This is a genomic window from Pseudomonas sp. B21-021 (genome assembly GCF_024749205.1).
GTDB lineage: Bacteria > Pseudomonadota > Gammaproteobacteria > Pseudomonadales > Pseudomonadaceae > Aquipseudomonas > Aquipseudomonas paraglycinae.
Window position 1 is genome coordinate 6236135 of sequence record NZ_CP087192.1, and the last position, 16419, is coordinate 6252553.

Consider the following 16419-nt stretch of genomic DNA (forward strand, 5'->3'; position numbering starts at 1 on the left):
CTTATAGTCGGTGGCCGGACCTTTGCGCGATCCGCCGCCACGTCGACCCCTATGTCCTACTGTAGACGCTCGTCGGGCCGATATTGCTCAATCGAAAAATATCCTTGCGCAAATCCCCCGGCGACACCGGCGACTATGGATCAGGCCATGAGAAAAAAACGTATCGACCAGTGTCAGCGACAGGATTGGCAACCCTGTTATTATCCGCGCCAGCGTTTCACGCCTTCTTTCTTCAAGCCGATACGAGCGAATTCATGAGCACTGACAAGACCAATCAGTCCTGGGGCGGCCGCTTCAGTGAACCCGTCGACGCCTTCGTCGCCCGCTTCACCGCCTCCGTCACTTTCGACCAGCGCCTGTATCGCCACGACATCATGGGCTCGATCGCCCACGCCACCATGCTGGCCAAGGTCGGCGTGCTGACGGATGCCGAGCGCGACAGCATCATCGATGGCCTGAAGACCATCCAGGGCGAAATCGAGGCCGGCCAGTTCGACTGGCGCGTCGACCTCGAAGACGTGCACATGAACATCGAAGCACGCCTGACCGACCGCATCGGCGTCACCGGCAAGAAGCTGCACACCGGCCGCAGCCGCAACGACCAGGTCGCCACCGACATTCGCCTTTGGCTGCGTGACGAGATCGACCTGATCCTGAGCGAAATCACCCGCCTGCAAAAAGGCCTGCTGGAGCAGGCCGAGCGTGAAGCCGCGAGCATCATGCCGGGCTTCACCCACCTGCAGACCGCTCAGCCGGTGACCTTCGGACATCACATGCTGGCCTGGTTCGAAATGCTCAGCCGCGACTACGAGCGTCTGGTCGACTGCCGCAAGCGCACCAACCGCATGCCGCTGGGCAGCGCCGCACTGGCCGGCACCACTTACCCGATCGACCGCGAATACACCGCGCAACTGCTGGGCTTCGACGCCGTCGGCGGCAACTCGCTGGACAACGTGTCCGACCGCGACTTCGCCATCGAATTCTGCTCGGCCGCGAGCATCGCGATGATGCACCTGTCGCGCTTCTCCGAAGAGCTGGTGCTGTGGACCAGCGCGCAGTTCCAGTTCATTGATCTGCCGGACCGCTTCTGCACTGGCAGCTCGATCATGCCGCAAAAGAAAAACCCGGACGTGCCGGAGCTGGTGCGTGGCAAGACCGGCCGCGTGTTCGGCGCCCTGATGGGCCTGCTGACCCTGATGAAAGGCCAGCCGCTGGCCTACAACAAGGACAACCAGGAAGACAAGGAACCGCTGTTCGACGCCGCCGACACCCTGCGCGACTCGCTGCGCGCCTTTGCCGACATGATCCCGGCGATCAAGCCAAAGCACGCGATCATGCGTGAAGCGGCGCTGCGCGGTTTCTCGACCGCCACTGACCTGGCCGACTACCTGGTACGCCGTGGCCTGCCGTTCCGTGATTGCCACGAGATCGTCGGTCACGCGGTGAAGTACGGCGTGGACAGCGGCAAGGATCTGGCGGAAATGAGCCTGGAAGAGCTGCGTCAGTTCAGCGACCAGATCGAGCAGGACGTGTTTGCCGTGCTGACCCTGGAAGGCTCAGTAAATGCCCGTGACCACATCGGCGGCACTGCGTCGGCGCAGGTCAAGGCTGCCGTGGTTCGCGGTCAGGCGTTGATCGCCAGCCGCTAGTAATAAGCCCGCGACTCAACGCAGTTCCGGCCCAAAGGAAGAATTGCTTCCCCAAACCCTGCTTCGGCAGGGTTTTTTATTTGAACGCACACATTTTCAGATCAAACCTTGAACCGGATCTTCTACGTCAGTACCTATCGCTCTGCTTCAGCGAAGACGATGAGCCTCCAAACCACTGCAGAGGGTCTTTTGCGCCAATCGGTAGAAATTTGTATATACAAAAATCCACAACGATCAGTAGAAAATAAAATATTCCTTTATTTTCAATAACTTACATTCAATTGACCGCCTCATAAAAGGCGACCATACTGTATATACAATTTTCTGATCAGCGGCTGGTGGAACGTGGCAGAGATAAAGTGTTCTGAAAAAGTGATCCAAAAGCTGAAAGAAAAACACAGTGTGGCCATCTCGGAAGTTTCCGAGTGCTTCAAGAATAGGCTTCCAGAGCATATTTTTTTGTATGACACCCGGGAAATGCACAAGACTGATCCTGCTACCCTTTGGTTTATCGCTGAAACCAACAAGGGGCGGGCATTGAAGGTTTGTTTTGTCCCTCCGCATGCAGGAAATCAGCATACGGTGGAAATAAAAAGCGCTTTTGACCCCAATGAAAAAGAAATAAATATTTACGAAAAACACGGAAAAAAATAAACAGGAAATTTTAAAGGTAATAGCCGAGTTCAGACCTATTACCTTAACCCCTTCGCGATGAGCGCGGAGACCCTTATATCAGAAGATATAATATGGTGGCAGAAATGAAAAAAGATAACGTAGAACTTTGGGATAATCGCGAACTTGGCGCTTCCGAAGAGCACGTTGGAGCTGTAAATTTAAACTTGGAGATTGATGAATCTCTTGGATTACAAGCAATTTCTATACGACTACAGAAAGATCTTTTAAAAAATCTTAAATCCATTGCCTCCTATTATGATGTTGGCTATCAACCGATGATCAGAGACTTACTAAACAGATTTGCCGAGTCAGAAATAAAAAAAATATTACGCGACCAATTAAGGCAAATTGAAAAACAACACAAATCCAGATCTCAAGATACGACACTACCGGTTGACGCCTTTATATCTGACATGCAAAAAAGAGCATAGCAGGTCACCCATGAGTAACATTATAGATTTTACGAAACGAAGAGAGTCGCTAAAAAGGAAAAACATAGAGCCGGGCAATGATATTGAGATAGCACTATCAATACTTGATAGAGATTTTGCCGAAAACCTTGTCATCCTTGATCAGAAAATGATCTTTATGAAAACTTTGAAAGGCGTTCTTAAATCAAGACATATAAAGTACCGAATCTCCACAAAGGAACTTCAGAGCACCCTGAACAAAAAGACAACCCTGTTGTTCATCGATGAAAAAATCGGTTTCAACTTAGACATAACAGCCACAGAGGAACCATGCAAAGCCTGGAAGATATATCCTCTAAACGTTCATTTGAACCCTGCAGAAAGCGCTGGAATCATCATAAACAAACTCAATGAGGTTAGACAAAATGGACGAAATTGATGAAGGTTTGTTAGAAGCTCTGGAGCACTACTTGCGTGGCGCATCGGCAACCAATAAAACTTATTCCCGGATTGCAGGAACCCATCTTCGTGAAGGCAATCCCGAAGTCATAAACCAATACCGGAAAAACCTTAAAAAAATTGAAAACCATTCAATTGAAATTGCAACAAAACGAGAAAATCTCAAAAACGCTCCCACACAAGACAAAGCGAACAAAAAATAAATGGTTGGCCGCCTACCACTTTCAGTAGCGATAGGCGGTTAACTTATTTTTTCCGGGCGATCATCTCCAAAAACGCCGGCATCGCCGCATCCTTGTCCGCCGCAATCTTCTGCACGTGCGGATTCTGCTCAAGCCGCTCCAGCAGCGCCTTGGCCTTCGGCATCTCCGCCAACAGATCCAGACCGAACAGCTTGTGCCCCACCGCAGCCGCCAGCGGCACGCTGTAGAGGAAGTACAAATCCGCAATGCTCAAGCTGTCGCCCGCCACATAAGGGGCGAACTTGCCGTGACGTCCCAGCGCCGCAAAGCCCAGCAGTAATTCAGCCTTGGTTTTCTCCTTGATCGCCTCCGGCAGCGCCGTACCGAAAAACGCTTCGCCGTAACAGGCTCGTGCCGGCAGCTCGATATACAGCTCGATTTCCTTGGCCACTGCCAGCACCTGAGCACGGGCAAACGGCTCGGTCGGCAACAGCGGGACCCCCTTTTGACTGCTTTCGAGGTATTCGAGCATCACCATCGTTTCGTTGATGTAACCACCTTCGGCCCCCAGCACCGGCACCTTGCCGCGCGGGCTGATGGCCAGAGACTCAGGCGTTGCTGTCGGGTAGAACGTGACCTCCTCGAACGGCAGGCCTTTTTCCAGCAGCGCCAGTTTGACCATGTTGTAGTAGTTGCTGACGGAGAATCCATAGAGCTTGAACATCACATAGCCTCCAGGCCGTGCGGGGTGGGCAGTGCCTGTTTATAGATCGCTCCGGGAAATCCCGCCAGCAGCATCAAGCCGCTGAATGCGGGTAAACTGGCGCCTTTCCTTGAGGAGCCTGCCATGAGCGAGCCGACTGACATCGACAATGATGAAGAAGAGTTCACCGAATCGACGCTGATCGAAGCGATCGAGAACCAGATCGAAAGCGACAACCCGCCAGCGGCCAAGGCAACCTTCAACAAGCTGACGCTGGTCGGTTACGAGCGTGACGACATCCTGAATCTGATGGCCCACGTGCTGGCCTGTGAAATCGACGCGATGCTCGACGAAGACCGCGCGTTCGATACCGAGTGGTACGAAACCGCGCTGCGCGCACTGCCGGAACTGCCACCGGAAAAGCAGTAAAACGGCCCCGCCCTGTGGGAGCACGCCTGCTCCCACACAATTTGTCACCCATCTGCGCGGCCTTCTGCCGCCCCCTGACTACACTGGAATCCACCCCGGGACAAAAACCCTGACACGCGCACTGGACAGGCCGCGCCGGCAGGTTCACCTTAGGGGCGCTGTCGTCCAATTCCTAGAAAGTCTGGAGTCCTTATGTCGCTTACCCCTGAGTTGGTTGCCGAACTGGAAGTCCTCGCACTCTTCAACCTGGACAGTTCCCAGGAAGGTCTGAAAATTCATCAGACCGCTGCCCCGAAGCACATTGCCGCCGCACAACGCCTGTTCGAAAAAGAACTGACAGACCAGCCTGATGGCGGTTACCTGACCAGCCTCGGTCGCGATGCCGCACAGAACGTGCAAACCGTACTGACGATTCTCAAAGAGCAGCAAACCGCCTGATCCTCCCGACTTTGCCCACGGAAACCCCTGCCACGGGATTTCCGCGGGCCAGCCATGAACGTCACCCATCGCCGCGCGATAGAAATCTGACGTCAAAAAACAAATTCAGCTTAAAACTCCTGTCGTTCAGGCGCTAAACTCCCGGACACCCGAGACCCTTTGCCTCCGAGCCCTGCGCGCCGGTTTGAGCCGACATGACCCGCACCCATGAAATCCGCCCCGACCTGGACGAAGGCATCGACCGCAAGGTACTCAGCCAGCTACGTGCACGTTTTCTCAAACTCAATGAAGGCCGCCTGAACCGGGCGCTGGAAGGCCTGTCGACGCGCCAGCAAAGTGTGCTGACGCTGCTGCCGCTGTTTTTTCACGTCAATCATCCGCTGTTGCCAGGCTATGTCTCGGGCAGCACGCCGGCCGGGCTGTCGAATTACGAACCGGACGCCGAGGCGCTCGCCGAAGCCCAGCGCCTGACCCGCTCGTTCTCCTACAAACCGCGTCACGGCAGCAACCCGCCACGGCCGATTCACGGTCTGTTCCTGATGGGCAGCCTCGGCACACTCGCCCAGGCGGACCAGAGCGACATGGATGTGTGGGTCTGTCACGCCCCCGACCTGAGCGATAGTGAGCTGGCCGAGCTGCGCAAGAAATGCCAGTTGCTCGAAGCCTGGGCGGCCAGCCAGGGGGCCGAGGCGCACTTCTTCCTGATCGACCCGGTGCGCTTCGTCAAAGGCGAACGCGACACCCAGCTCAGCTCCGAAGATTGCGGCACTACCCAGCACTATCTGCTGCTGGACGAGTTCTACCGCACCGCGATCTGGCTCGCCGGGCGCACGCCGATCTGGTGGCTGGTGCCGGTCTATGAAGAGCGCGCCTATGACGCGTACACCCACACCCTGATTTCCAAGCGTTTCATCCGCAACGATGAAACCCTCGACCTGGGGCCGATGGCGCACATTCCGCCGGGCGAGTTCGTCGGCGCCGGGCTGTGGCAACTGTTCAAGGGTATCGAGTCACCTTACAAATCGGTGCTCAAGCTGCTGCTGACCGAGGTCTACGCCAGCGAACATCCGCAGGTGCAGTGCTTGAGTCTGCGCTTCAAGCAGGCCGTATTCGCCAACCGGCTGGATCTCGACGAGCTGGATCCGTACATGGTGGTTTACCGCCGGATCGAGGAATACCTCACTGCGCGCAACGAACCGGAGCGCCTGGAGCTGGTGCGACGGGCGCTGTACCTCAAGGTCAACCGCAAGCTCACCGGCAACACTCGCACCCAGAGCTGGCAGCGTTCACTGCTGGAAAGGCTGGCCAGCGAATGGCACTGGGACCAGCGGCAACTGGCGCTGCTCGACAGCCGCAGCCAGTGGAAAGTCCGCCAGGTCAGCGCCGAACGCCGGGCGCTGGTCAACGAACTGAATTACAGCTACCGCTTCCTGACCCAGTTCGCCCGCACCGAGCAGACTGTCAGCCTGATCAACAAGCGCGACCTCAACGTTCTCGGCCGGCGGCTGTATGCAGCGTTCGAACGCAAGGCCGACAAGGTCGAGTTCATCAATCCCGGCATTGCCCCGGACCTGGCCGAAGACACCCTGACCCTGGTGCAATCGCCGAACAAAAAGGAACCGGGCCAAACCCAGTGGGGCCTGTACAACGGCAGCCTGACGGCGCTGGAGTGGGAACACTTCGCGCCGATCAAGCGCAGCCGCGAGTTGCTGGAACTGCTGACCTGGTGCCATCGCAACGGTGTGATCGACAGCAGCACCCGACTGGCCCTGCACCCCGGCACCAGCGATATGAGCGAGTTTGAGCTGTTCAACCTGCTCGGCAGCCTGCAACAAAGCATCGCCCTGCCCTTGTCGACCGTTGCCGAAGAACCGCTGCTGCGCGCCGCCGTGCCGAGCGAAGTGCTGATGCTGGTAAATGTCGGGGTCGACCCGCTCAAGCATCACCGCGACCTGAACATTCTGATGACCACCGAACGCACGGACTCTCTGAGCTACGCCGGCGTACGCGAAAACCTGGTGCTGACCTTGGATCAGGTCACGCTCAATAGCTGGAACGAGGTACTGGTCAACCGCTTCGACGGTCCGCATGCCCTGATGGATTGTCTGCGCGACTACCTCAACAACCTGCCGCGCGGACCGCAACAACCATCGCTGCGAGTGCGCTGTTTCTGTCACAACCGCGCGCAGTTCATCGCCCGCCGGGTGGAGGAAATTGTCGATACCGCGCAGACCCTGCTGCTCAGCGATCTCAATCACCGCTACCTGATTCAGGTGCAGCAGCATTACCACGTGCTGGAGCTGGTGCCGGGCCAGGTCAGCCATGTCGCCCTCGCCACCCTGCCGGCGCTGCTCGATTACCTGGGTGAGGAACAGCCGCGCTACAGCCCGCTGCACCTGGACCCGATGGCACTGGAAGACCACGACCTGGCACTGATCCTGCCGATGGGCCAGCCCGAATGCATTCAGGTGTTCTACCGGATCACCGAACAAACCGCCGAGCTGTACGTGCTCGACGAGTTCAATGCGTTGTGGCAACAGCACTTGCCCTATCACGACGAGCAAAGCCTGTTGGTGCCGCTGCAGCGGTTCCTGCAATCGATCCAGTTCCGCCGCGAAGCGCTGCTGCCGATGGATGCGGGCCATGCCGCCAGCCTTGAAATCTTGTATTACCAGTTATTGCCGTCAGGGCCGGGACGCGCGCGACGGGTCGAAATGCGCCCGGCGCCGCAGACGCCGGTCAACAAACCGTTCTACGACGTGCAGGCGATCGTCGGCAAAGCCGCACCCGGCGAGGTGCAAGTCACGCTGTATTGCAATCAACGGGAATTCAGCGAGCTGGAACATGGCGACCAGCTGTTCAGCGTGGTCGCCCGGGAGATTGTCGGGCAGCGCCGGGAAAGCGAGCGCTACCGCTGCTACATCACCGACCTGGACCTGTCGGGTGTGATCGGTGACGGGCAGAGTTCGAGCAATCTGTATCTGCGTTACAAGGCCGACCTGGAACGCTCTCTGAACGAGGCGCTCGAGCAGGTCTGAGGCGGGTTACTCCGGGAAATCACCGCCGTTGGCCGGCTGCGATTCGACTTCGAGCAAAGTCAGTTTCAGGGTCTTGCCACCCGGAGCCGGCCAGTCGATGTGCTGACCAACCTTCAGGCCCAGCAACGCACTGCCGACCGGAGCGAGGATCGAGACTTTGCCTTCGTCGGCGTTGGCGTGCTTCGGATAGACCAGGGTCAGGTGGTAGTCCTTGCCACTGCTTTCTTCGCGGCAGTGCACACGGGAATTCATCGTCACGACATCGGCAGGCACTTCATCGTGACCGACCAGGGTATCGGCGCGGTCCAGTTCGGTTTGCAGCGCGATCACGCCCGGCAGCGTGTCATCCAGGCTGTCGATCAGGCGCTCCAGACGTTGCACGTCCAGACGGGTAAGGGTGATGGAAGGTGCGGTCATGATCCGGGCAGACTCCTTTCTTCTGCACACAAAAAAAGCAAAACCCCGCCAAAAAAGACGGGGTTTTCACCAGGCCTCGATGGGTTGAGGCGTTTCCGGACACTATCACAGCTCAAAAAATATACAAGCTACGCTCCGGCGAGCTGCCGGCGCTGAGCGGCCTGCGCACAAATCACCCGGCGGCGCTCGTCATCGGCCGAACGCCACTCGCGGATGTCTTCGACATGGCGCATGCAACCGAGGCAGACCTTCTGTTCATCCAGCCGGCACACGCCGGTGCACGGCGAAGGCACGGCCGGGCTGACGTTGCTGTAGAGCGGCTTCGGCGGACGGACGGGTGCAGTATCAGTCACGAAATCACAGGCCTTCGAAATCGAATTCGGTGCCGGCCTGTTGCTTGACGATGCGCTCGAGCATTTCGCCCAGCTGTTCTTCGCTCTTGTCGCACATCCAGCGTTCGCTTTCTTCGTCGTAGTCGAAGTGGAAACCGCCGGACACCGCGGCCAGCCACAGCTGACGCAACGGTTCCTGACGACTGAAGATCAGCTGGGTGCCGTTCTCGAACTTGACGGTCAGCACACCGGCCGAGTTCTCCATGTCGATGTCCAGGTCGCTGTCGTCGAAGATGTCTTCCAGTTTTTCCTGGGTTTCATCGACCAGATCGTGGAAACGGGCTTCGGACAAACTCATTGCGGCAACCTCAAAAAATGTCTGATCAGGCTCAAGCGCCGCAAGATACGGACGCTGCCAGCCGATTGCAAAGGATAACGACCAAGCGCCCTGCCCGGCGACGAAATATCCACCCGCCACGCGGGAAAAGTTTCCGCGCCGCAGCCCGAGCCCCGCCGGACGGGAGTTCCGTCGCATAGGCAAGCTGCCGGGTGGCCGGTATACTCCGGCGCAATTAACGCATTTTCAAGGATTTCGCCATGAAGCGCCTGATCTCTTCCCTTGCTGCGCTCGTCGCGGTTGCCTGCCTTGTTTCGGCTTGTGGTCAAAAAGGCCCGCTGTACCTGCCCGATGAAGATCAGGACCCGGCCGAGCAAGCCCAGTCTTCGCAAAAGCAGCCTGTCTCCAAGGCACACAAGCACGACGTTTACTAAGGGATCGCCATGGACGCTTTTAACTACCGTGGCGGGGAACTGTTCGCGGAAGGTGTGGCGCTGTCCGCCATCGCCGATCGCTTCGGCACTCCCACCTACGTCTACTCCCGCGCGCACATCGAGGCCCAGTACCTGGCCTACGCCGATGCGCTGGCCGGCATGCCGCACCTGGTCTGCTTCGCGGTCAAGGCCAACTCCAACCTCGGCGTCCTGAATGTCCTGGCCCGTATCGGCGCCGGTTTCGACATCGTCTCCCGTGGCGAGCTGGAACGCGTACTGGCCGCTGGCGGCAGCCCGGACAAGATCGTGTTCTCCGGCGTCGGCAAGACCCGTGACGACATGCGCCGTGCGCTGGAAGTCGGCGTGCATTGCTTCAACGTCGAATCCACCGACGAGCTCGAACGCCTGCAAGTGGTCGCCGCCGAGCTGGGCGTTCGTGCGCCGATCTCGCTGCGCGTGAACCCGGACGTCGATGCCGGCACCCACCCGTACATTTCCACCGGTCTCAAAGAGAACAAGTTCGGCATCGCCATCGCCGACGCCGAAGACGTGTACGTGCGTGCCGCGCACCTACCGAACCTGGAAGTGGTCGGCGTCGACTGCCACATCGGTTCGCAACTGACCACTCTGCCGCCGTTCCTCGATGCCCTCGACCGTCTGCTGGATCTGGTCGATCGTCTCGGCGATTGCGGCATCCACCTGCGCCACATCGATCTCGGTGGCGGCCTGGGTGTGCGTTATCGCGACGAAGAGCCGCCGTTGGCCGCCGATTACATCAAGGCTGTGCGCGAGCGTCTCGACGGTCGTGATCTGGCGCTGGTGTTCGAGCCGGGCCGCTTCATCGTAGCCAACGCCGGCGTGCTGCTGACTCAGGTCGAGTACCTCAAGCACACCGAGCACAAAGACTTCGCCATCGTCGACGCGGCGATGAACGACCTGATCCGCCCGGCGCTGTACCAGGCCTGGATGGACGTGACTCCGGTCAAGCCACGCGAGACCGCTGCGCGTACCTACGACGTCGTCGGCCCGATCTGCGAAACCGGCGATTTCCTCGCCAAGGAACGCGAGCTGGCGCTGGAAGAAGGCGACCTGCTGGCCGTGCATTCGGCCGGTGCCTACGGTTTCGTGATGAGCTCCAACTACAACACTCGCGGCCGTGCCGCCGAAGTGCTGGTGGATGGCGATCAGGCATTTGAAGTGCGTCGCCGCGAAACCGTGGCCGAGCTGTTTGCCGGCGAAAGCCTGCTGCCGGAGTAACCCCATGCTGCTGCGTTTTACCAAGATGCACGGCCTGGGCAACGACTTCATGGTTCTCGACCTGGTCAGCCAGCACGCGCATATTCAGCCCAAGCACGCAAAAATGTGGGGCGACCGGCACACCGGCATCGGTTTCGACCAGTTGCTGATCGTCGAAGCGCCGAGCAATCCGGATGTGGATTTCCGTTACCGGATCTTCAACTCCGACGGTTCCGAAGTGGAGCAGTGCGGCAACGGTGCGCGCTGCTTCGCCCGCTTCGTGCTCGACAAGCGCCTGACCGCCAAACGTCAGATCCGCGTCGAGACCAAGGGCGGCATCATCGAACTGGACGTGCGTAATGACGGCCAGATCGGCGTGAACATGGGCGCCCCGTGCCTGGTGCCGGCGGACATTCCGTTCCAGGCGCCGGAGCAGGCCCTGAGTTATCAGGTCGATGTCGACGGTACGCCGGTCGATCTGGCGGCGGTGTCCATGGGCAACCCCCATGCGGTGCTGCGGGTCAGCGATATCAACACCGCACCGGTGCATGAACTGGGGCCGAAAATCGAACACCATCCGCGCTTTCCGGCGCGGGTCAACGTCGGTTTTCTCCAGGTCATCGACCGCCATCGCGCACAACTGCGCGTCTGGGAACGCGGCGCCGGGGAAACCCAGGCCTGCGGCACCGGTGCCTGCGCTGCTGCTGTAGCTGCGATCAGTCAGGGGTGGATGGATTCGCCACTGCTGATCGACCTGCCGGGCGGGCGCCTGTCCATTGAGTGGGCAGGCCCCGGCCAACCGGTCTTGATGACCGGCCCGGCAGTGCGCGTATACGAAGGACAAGTGCGTCTTTGAGTGAGCAGAAGCCATGACCGATAAGCCTCAGGTACCCGCCCGACAGTCCGGTGAATCAGCGTCCGAGAGCCTGGAGGCGGCAGCGGTTGCCGCGTACCTGGAGGCTCATCCGGACTTCTTCGTCGAGCATGAAGAACTGCTGCCGTCCCTGCGCATCCCCCATCAGCGCGGCGATACCGTCTCGCTGGTCGAGCGCCAGATGGCCATCCTGCGCAACCGCAATATCGAGATGCGTCACCGCCTCTCGCACTTGATGGACGTCGCCCGGGACAACGATCGCCTGTTCGACAAGACCCGCCGCCTGATTCTTGCGCTGATGGACGCTGCCACTCTGGAAGACGTGGTGATCAGCGTCGAGGACAGCCTGCGCCAGGATTTTCAGGTGCCCTTCGTCAGCCTGATTCTGCTCGGTGACAACCCGGCCCCGGTCGGTCGCTGGGTGACCCATGCCGACGCGCAAACCGCCATCGGCGGATTGCTCACCGAAGGCAAAAGCGTCAGCGGCAGCCTGCGCGAGCATGAACTGGACTTCCTGTTCGGCGAAGAACAACGCAAGCAGATCGGCTCCACCGCCGTGGTCGCCGTCAGCCATCAGGGCATCCACGGAATTCTGGCCATCGCCAGCCGTGATCCGCAGCACTACAAAAGCTCGGTCGGCACACTGTTCCTCAGCTACATCGCCGAAGTCATGGGTCGCGTGCTGCCACGGGTCAACAGCTCCCTGCGCTCGGTACGCTGAGCATGGAACGGCAACTGGACGCTTACTGCGAACACCTGCGCAGTGAGCGGCAGGTGTCGCCGCACACGCTGTCGGCCTACCGACGCGATCTCGACAAAGTCCTCGGCTGGTGCAACAAGCAAAACATCGGCAGCTGGCAGGCGCTGGACATCCAGCGCCTGCGCAGCCTGATTGCCCGTCTGCATGCCCAGGGCCAGTCCTCGCGCAGCCTGGCGCGCCTGCTCTCGGCCGTGCGTGGGCTCTATCATTATCTGAATCGCGAAGACCTCTGCGATCACGATCCGGCCACCGGCCTGGCACCGCCCAAAGGCGAACGCCGGCTGCCGAAAACCCTCGACACCGACCGCGCCCTGCAACTGCTTGAAGGTGCGGTCGAGGACGATTTTCTCGCGCGGCGCGATCAGGCGATTCTGGAGTTGTTCTACTCCTCCGGCCTGCGCCTGTCGGAGCTGACCGGGCTCAATCTCGATCAGCTCGATCTGGCCGACGGCATGGTTCAGGTACTCGGCAAGGGCAGCAAGACACGCCTGTTGCCGGTCGGCAAAAAGGCCCGGGAAGCACTGGAGCAATGGCTGCCGCTGCGGGCGCTGACCAATCCGGCGGACGACGCCGTATTCGTCAGCCAGCAGGGCCGACGTCTTGGCCCGCGAGCGATTCAGGTGCGGGTCAAACTCGCCGGCGAGCGCGAACTGGGGCAGAACCTGCACCCGCACATGCTGCGGCACTCCTTCGCCAGCCATTTGCTCGAGTCCTCCCAGGACCTGCGCGCGGTGCAGGAATTGCTCGGCCACTCGGACATCAAGACCACCCAGATCTATACCCACCTGGACTTCCAGCACCTGGCGGCGGTCTACGACAGCGCCCATCCACGGGCCAAACGCATGAAAGGCGACGATTCATGAGCATCCAGTTGATCACCTTCGACCTCGACGACACCCTGTGGGACACCGCCCCGGTGATCGTCAGCGCCGAAGCGGTTTTGCGCGAATGGCTGAGCGAACATGCGCCGAATCTGGGCGCGGTGCCGGTGGAGCATCTGTGGTCGATCCGCGAACGGGTGCTGGCCAGTGAGCCGGGCTTGAAACACCGCATCAGTGCGCTTCGCCGGCGAGTGCTGTTCCATGCGCTGGAGGAAGCCGGATACGCCCACGGCGAAGCGTCGGAGCTGGCAGACAAGAGTTTTGAAGTGTTTCTGCATGCGCGGCATCAGATCGAGGTGTTCCCGGAGGTCGAGCCGATCCTGGAAACCCTCGCCAAGCACTACGCCCTAGGCGTGGTCACCAACGGCAACGCCGATGTGCGTCGTCTCGGGCTGGCGGACTACTTCAAGTTTGCGTTGTGTGCCGAAGACATCGGCATCGCCAAACCGGATGCACGACTGTTCCATGAAGCATTGCAGCGCGGTGGCGTGAGCGCCGAAGCCGCTGTGCATATCGGCGACCACCCGGGGGATGACATCGCCGGGGCGCAGCAGGCCGGATTGCGTGCGATCTGGTTCAACCCGGCCGGCAAGGTCTGGGAAGCGGAGCGCCTGCCGGATGCCGAGATTCGCAGCCTGAACGATCTGCCTGCCGTGCTCGCCCGCTGGAACAGCCGCGGCTGATTTTCTTTCGCCCATGAAAAAGCCCGCAGCGACGGCGGGCTTTTTCAGCAAGCAAGCGACACGCCTCAGATAGGGCGGCTGCCGTACTTGTTGTCCGGCTTCTTGGGCGGATCGGCGACCACGTTGGCCTCCACTTCCTGCACCTTGCCGCCGCGCGCAAGAAACTCTTCCATGGCCTTGGCCAGGGCATCGCGCTCCTTGTTCTTGGCTTCGATGCTCGGCAACTCGTCGACCGACACCGCAGCCTTGGCCTTGCCTTTGGCAGCCGGGGCCGGCGTATCGTCACCGCCATCGTCTTCAGCAACGTCTTCCGCTGCTGCTTCCAGACCGTCTTCGGCCTCGTCTTCGTCGCCTACTTCGAGGTCGTCGTTTTCCAGATCATCGTCGCTCATGTTCTACCTCATGACTTGCGAAAAGCAGATTAGTTATAGACCAGCTTTGGCGACTGTCGAAAGTCGCCGGAAAAAAATCAGTAACCATTGGTGACCAACGGTTTATGCCCCTTCACCGTGCAAGGTGGCGAGGACTTTACGGGCACCGCCATGATCACGGTGCTCGCCCAGGTAAACGCCTTGCCAGGTGCCCAGTGCCAGTCGGCCCGCCGTTACCGGCAAACTGATCTGACAGCCCAGCACGCTGGCCTTGAAGTGCGCCGGGAGGTCGTCCAGGCCTTCGTCGTTATGCTCATAGCCGTCTGCTCCTTGTGGGATCAGACGATTGAAAAATCGTTCGAAGTCGCGACGTACCGCCGGATCGGCGTTCTCGTTGATGGTCAACGACGCCGAGGTATGCTGCAGCCACAAATGCAACAGACCGACCCGGCATGCCTTGAGTTCGGGCAGGCCGGCGAGCAACTCGTCCGTCACCAGATGAAAGCCCCGGGGCCGTGCCCGCAGGGTTATCAGAGTCTGTTGCCACATACAGTTCTCCGCACGTTCGGGGCGCATTCTAGCGCGCTCTGGAAAAAAACAAAGGCCCTAATATTCCTTCAATGATGTAAGCCTTTGGCCGCAGAAAAACACTCGTCGTAAACACGACCAAAGCAGTACGAAAAATCCTTTCAGCTGTATCAGGGAAGACAAATTCCAGACAAAAAAATGCCCGGCGAGCCGGGCAAGTTTTTTGCGGCGCGTGCTTACAGGTTGTAGCCGCGCTCGTTGTGTTGTGCCAGATCCAGGCCGACCGATTCTTCTTCCTCGGTCACGCGCAGACCCATCACGGCATCCAGCACCTTGAGGATGATGAAGGTGACGATGGCGGTGTAGATCACGGTGAAGCCAACGCCTTTGCACTGAATCCAGACTTGTGCGGCGATGTCGGTGACGGTGCCGAAGCCACCCAGCGACGGTGCGGCGAACACACCGGTCAGGATCGCGCCGAGGATACCGCCGATACCGTGCACGCCGAAGGCGTCAAGGGAGTCGTCATAACCGAGTTTGCGTTTCAGCGTGGTGGCGCAGAAGAAGCAGACCACGCCCGCAGCCAGACCGATCACCAGAGCGCCCATCGGGCCCACGGTGCCAGCGGCCGGAGTGATCGCAACCAGACCTGCAACGACGCCGGATGCGATACCCAGTGCGCTTGGTTTGCCGTGGGTGATCCACTCGGCGAACATCCAGCCCAGTGCAGCAGCGGCGGTCGCGATCTGAGTGACCAGCATCGCCATGCCGGCGGTGCCATTGGCGGCCGCAGCGGAACCGGCGTTGAAGCCGAACCAGCCAACCCACAGCATCGCCGCGCCCATCAGGGTGTAACCCAGATTGTGTGGCGCCATCGGGGTGGTCGGGAAGCCTTTGCGTTTACCCAGCACCAGGCAGGCAATCAGACCGGCCACACCGGCGTTGATGTGCACAACGGTGCCGCCGGCGAAGTCGAGCACGCCCCAGTCCCACATCAGGCCGCCGTTGCCGGACCAGACCATGTGCGCGATCGGTGCATAGACCAGGGTGAACCAGATGCCCATGAAGATCAGCATCGCGGAGAACTTCATCCGCTCGGCGAACGCACCGACGATCAGCGCCGGGGTGATGATCGCGAAGGTCATCTGGAAGGTAATGAAGACCGCCTCGGGGAACAGCGCCGCGGGGCCGGTCAGGCTCGCTGGGGTGACGCCGGCCAGGAACGCCTTGCCGAAACCGCCCACGAACGAGTTGAAGTTGACGACGCCCTGCTCCATGCCGGTGGTGTCGAACGCGATGCTGTAGCCATAGATGACCCACAGGACGCTGATCAGACCGGTAATGGCGAAGCACTGCATCATCACGGAAAGAATGTTTTTCGACCGGACCATGCCGCCGTAGAACAGCGCGAGGCCGGGAATGGTCATGAACAGCACGAGGGCGGTGGAGGTGAGCATCCAGGCGGTGTCGCCGGAGTTCAGGACTGGAGCTGCCACTTCGTCTGCCGCCATGGCCAGGCCGGGCATTACGATAGACAACAGGGCTCCTAGCCCTGCGAATTTACGCAGAGTCATATTGTTTTC

General features: G+C 59.6%; 21 protein-coding genes. 14 read left to right on the forward strand and 7 right to left on the reverse strand.

Going from position 1 to position 16419, the window contains the following annotated elements; translation table 11 throughout:
* Positions 1 to 254: 254 nt before the first annotated feature.
* The 5 genes from argH to LOY31_RS28210 all read left to right on the forward strand — a co-directional run bounded on the left by argH (position 255) and on the right by LOY31_RS28210 (position 3396).
* Positions 255 to 1649, forward strand: coding sequence for an argininosuccinate lyase (gene argH / locus LOY31_RS28190; RefSeq protein WP_258712598.1), 1395 nt, complete (start codon positions 255 to 257; stop codon positions 1647 to 1649).
* Between the two features lie 345 nt (positions 1650 to 1994).
* Complete coding sequence (locus LOY31_RS28195; RefSeq protein WP_258712599.1) at positions 1995 to 2303, forward strand: hypothetical protein; 309 nt, start codon at positions 1995 to 1997, stop codon at positions 2301 to 2303.
* 104 nt (positions 2304 to 2407) lie between these two features.
* Positions 2408 to 2755: a hypothetical protein gene (locus LOY31_RS28200; RefSeq protein WP_221534495.1), complete on the forward strand. Its 348-nt coding sequence runs from the start codon at positions 2408 to 2410 to the stop codon at positions 2753 to 2755.
* A 10-nt stretch (positions 2756 to 2765) separates the two neighbouring features.
* Positions 2766 to 3173, forward strand: coding sequence for a hypothetical protein (locus LOY31_RS28205; RefSeq protein ID WP_221534493.1), 408 nt, complete (start codon positions 2766 to 2768; stop codon positions 3171 to 3173).
* Positions 3160 to 3396, forward strand: coding sequence for a hypothetical protein (locus LOY31_RS28210; protein ID WP_258712600.1), 237 nt, complete (start codon positions 3160 to 3162; stop codon positions 3394 to 3396). The genes LOY31_RS28205 and LOY31_RS28210 overlap by 14 nt, the downstream gene beginning before the upstream one ends.
* A 43-nt stretch (positions 3397 to 3439) precedes the next feature.
* Here the strand turns inward: LOY31_RS28210 and LOY31_RS28215 are convergent, their stop codons facing one another.
* Complete coding sequence (locus LOY31_RS28215; protein ID WP_258712601.1) at positions 3440 to 4099, reverse strand: glutathione S-transferase family protein; 660 nt, start codon at positions 4097 to 4099, stop codon at positions 3440 to 3442.
* A 123-nt stretch (positions 4100 to 4222) separates the two neighbouring features.
* On the opposite strand from LOY31_RS28215, the gene LOY31_RS28220 reads away from it, so the two are divergent.
* The 3 genes from LOY31_RS28220 (at position 4223) to LOY31_RS28230 (ending at position 7983) form a co-directional block, all read left to right on the forward strand.
* Positions 4223 to 4507 (forward strand): hypothetical protein, encoded by a 285-nt coding sequence (locus LOY31_RS28220; protein ID WP_007951881.1) that lies wholly within the window; start codon positions 4223 to 4225, stop codon positions 4505 to 4507.
* Positions 4508 to 4699: 192 nt separating this feature from the next.
* Positions 4700 to 4945, forward strand: a complete 246-nt coding sequence (locus tag LOY31_RS28225) for a TIGR02647 family protein (RefSeq protein ID WP_007951883.1) — start codon at positions 4700 to 4702, stop codon at positions 4943 to 4945.
* A 194-nt stretch (positions 4946 to 5139) separates the two neighbouring features.
* Positions 5140 to 7983: a class I adenylate cyclase gene (locus LOY31_RS28230; RefSeq protein ID WP_085606071.1), complete on the forward strand. Its 2844-nt coding sequence runs from the start codon at positions 5140 to 5142 to the stop codon at positions 7981 to 7983.
* A gap of 6 nt (positions 7984 to 7989) precedes the next feature.
* On the opposite strand, the gene rnk is transcribed toward LOY31_RS28230, so the two are convergent.
* The 3 genes from rnk to cyaY all read right to left on the reverse strand — a co-directional run bounded on the left by rnk (position 7990) and on the right by cyaY (position 9090).
* Positions 7990 to 8400, reverse strand: coding sequence for a nucleoside diphosphate kinase regulator (gene rnk / locus LOY31_RS28235; protein ID WP_007951886.1), 411 nt, complete (start codon positions 8398 to 8400; stop codon positions 7990 to 7992).
* Positions 8401 to 8528: 128 nt separating this feature from the next.
* A complete protein-coding gene (locus LOY31_RS28240; protein ID WP_045121669.1) occupies positions 8529 to 8753 on the reverse strand; it encodes a DUF1289 domain-containing protein in 225 nt (74 codons plus the stop codon).
* 4 nt (positions 8754 to 8757) lie between these two features.
* Positions 8758 to 9090, reverse strand: a complete 333-nt coding sequence (gene cyaY / locus LOY31_RS28245; protein ID WP_007951887.1) for an iron donor protein CyaY — start codon at positions 9088 to 9090, stop codon at positions 8758 to 8760.
* A gap of 239 nt (positions 9091 to 9329) precedes the next feature.
* On the opposite strand from cyaY, the gene lptM reads away from it, so the two are divergent.
* Genes lptM through LOY31_RS28275 form a run of 6 tightly spaced genes read left to right on the forward strand, consistent with a single transcriptional unit; the run spans position 9330 to position 13937 of the window.
* On the forward strand, positions 9330 to 9503 hold the full coding sequence (gene lptM / locus LOY31_RS28250) for an LPS translocon maturation chaperone LptM (RefSeq protein WP_007951888.1): 174 nt from the start codon (positions 9330 to 9332) through the stop codon (positions 9501 to 9503).
* A 9-nt stretch (positions 9504 to 9512) separates the two neighbouring features.
* On the forward strand, positions 9513 to 10760 hold the full coding sequence (gene lysA, locus LOY31_RS28255; RefSeq protein WP_258712602.1) for a diaminopimelate decarboxylase: 1248 nt from the start codon (positions 9513 to 9515) through the stop codon (positions 10758 to 10760).
* Between the two features lie 4 nt (positions 10761 to 10764).
* The gene (dapF, locus tag LOY31_RS28260; RefSeq protein WP_258712603.1) at positions 10765 to 11595 is read left to right on the forward strand and encodes a diaminopimelate epimerase; all 831 of its coding nucleotides are present in this window, start codon (positions 10765 to 10767) and stop codon (positions 11593 to 11595) included.
* 13 nt (positions 11596 to 11608) lie between these two features.
* Positions 11609 to 12334, forward strand: a complete 726-nt coding sequence (locus LOY31_RS28265) for a DUF484 family protein (protein WP_258712604.1) — start codon at positions 11609 to 11611, stop codon at positions 12332 to 12334.
* Between the two features lie 2 nt (positions 12335 to 12336).
* Positions 12337 to 13236, forward strand: coding sequence for a tyrosine recombinase XerC (xerC, locus tag LOY31_RS28270; RefSeq protein WP_258712605.1), 900 nt, complete (start codon positions 12337 to 12339; stop codon positions 13234 to 13236).
* Complete coding sequence (locus tag LOY31_RS28275; RefSeq protein ID WP_258712606.1) at positions 13233 to 13937, forward strand: HAD family hydrolase; 705 nt, start codon at positions 13233 to 13235, stop codon at positions 13935 to 13937. Before xerC ends, LOY31_RS28275 begins: the two co-directional genes overlap by 4 nt.
* Positions 13938 to 14002: 65 nt before the next feature.
* On the opposite strand, the gene sutA is transcribed toward LOY31_RS28275, so the two are convergent.
* The 3 genes from sutA to LOY31_RS28290 form a co-directional block, all read right to left on the reverse strand.
* On the reverse strand, positions 14003 to 14329 hold the full coding sequence (sutA, locus tag LOY31_RS28280; protein WP_007951900.1) for a transcriptional regulator SutA: 327 nt from the start codon (positions 14327 to 14329) through the stop codon (positions 14003 to 14005).
* 102 nt (positions 14330 to 14431) lie between these two features.
* On the reverse strand, positions 14432 to 14857 hold the full coding sequence (locus LOY31_RS28285) for a secondary thiamine-phosphate synthase enzyme YjbQ (RefSeq protein WP_011336526.1): 426 nt from the start codon (positions 14855 to 14857) through the stop codon (positions 14432 to 14434).
* Positions 14858 to 15072: 215 nt separating this feature from the next.
* A complete protein-coding gene (locus LOY31_RS28290; protein ID WP_007951904.1) occupies positions 15073 to 16410 on the reverse strand; it encodes an ammonium transporter in 1338 nt (445 codons plus the stop codon).
* Positions 16411 to 16419: the final 9 nt, after the last annotated feature.

What these genes read in the sequence shown, in the direction of transcription:
- argH (WP_258712598.1), top strand. Translation starts at nt 255, where the DNA reads ATGAGCACTGACAAGACCAATCAGTCCTGGGGCGGCCGCTTCAGTGAA.
- LOY31_RS28200 (WP_221534495.1), top strand. Translation starts at nt 2,408, where the DNA reads ATGAAAAAAGATAACGTAGAACTTTGGGATAATCGCGAACTTGGCGCT.
- LOY31_RS28205 (WP_221534493.1), top strand. Translation starts at nt 2,766, where the DNA reads ATGAGTAACATTATAGATTTTACGAAACGAAGAGAGTCGCTAAAAAGG.
- LOY31_RS28210 (WP_258712600.1), top strand. Translation starts at nt 3,160, where the DNA reads ATGGACGAAATTGATGAAGGTTTGTTAGAAGCTCTGGAGCACTACTTG.
- LOY31_RS28215 (WP_258712601.1), bottom strand. Translation starts at nt 4,099, where the DNA reads ATGTTCAAGCTCTATGGATTCTCCGTCAGCAACTACTACAACATGGTC.
- LOY31_RS28220 (WP_007951881.1), top strand. Translation starts at nt 4,223, where the DNA reads ATGAGCGAGCCGACTGACATCGACAATGATGAAGAAGAGTTCACCGAA.
- LOY31_RS28225 (WP_007951883.1), top strand. Translation starts at nt 4,700, where the DNA reads ATGTCGCTTACCCCTGAGTTGGTTGCCGAACTGGAAGTCCTCGCACTC.
- LOY31_RS28230 (WP_085606071.1), top strand. Translation starts at nt 5,140, where the DNA reads ATGACCCGCACCCATGAAATCCGCCCCGACCTGGACGAAGGCATCGAC.
- rnk (WP_007951886.1), bottom strand. Translation starts at nt 8,400, where the DNA reads ATGACCGCACCTTCCATCACCCTTACCCGTCTGGACGTGCAACGTCTG.
- cyaY (WP_007951887.1), bottom strand. Translation starts at nt 9,090, where the DNA reads ATGAGTTTGTCCGAAGCCCGTTTCCACGATCTGGTCGATGAAACCCAG.
- lptM (WP_007951888.1), top strand. Translation starts at nt 9,330, where the DNA reads ATGAAGCGCCTGATCTCTTCCCTTGCTGCGCTCGTCGCGGTTGCCTGC.
- lysA (WP_258712602.1), top strand. Translation starts at nt 9,513, where the DNA reads ATGGACGCTTTTAACTACCGTGGCGGGGAACTGTTCGCGGAAGGTGTG.
- dapF (WP_258712603.1), top strand. Translation starts at nt 10,765, where the DNA reads ATGCTGCTGCGTTTTACCAAGATGCACGGCCTGGGCAACGACTTCATG.
- LOY31_RS28265 (WP_258712604.1), top strand. Translation starts at nt 11,609, where the DNA reads ATGACCGATAAGCCTCAGGTACCCGCCCGACAGTCCGGTGAATCAGCG.
- xerC (WP_258712605.1), top strand. Translation starts at nt 12,337, where the DNA reads ATGGAACGGCAACTGGACGCTTACTGCGAACACCTGCGCAGTGAGCGG.
- LOY31_RS28275 (WP_258712606.1), top strand. Translation starts at nt 13,233, where the DNA reads ATGAGCATCCAGTTGATCACCTTCGACCTCGACGACACCCTGTGGGAC.
- sutA (WP_007951900.1), bottom strand. Translation starts at nt 14,329, where the DNA reads ATGAGCGACGATGATCTGGAAAACGACGACCTCGAAGTAGGCGACGAA.
- LOY31_RS28285 (WP_011336526.1), bottom strand. Translation starts at nt 14,857, where the DNA reads ATGTGGCAACAGACTCTGATAACCCTGCGGGCACGGCCCCGGGGCTTT.
- LOY31_RS28290 (WP_007951904.1), bottom strand. Translation starts at nt 16,410, where the DNA reads ATGACTCTGCGTAAATTCGCAGGGCTAGGAGCCCTGTTGTCTATCGTA.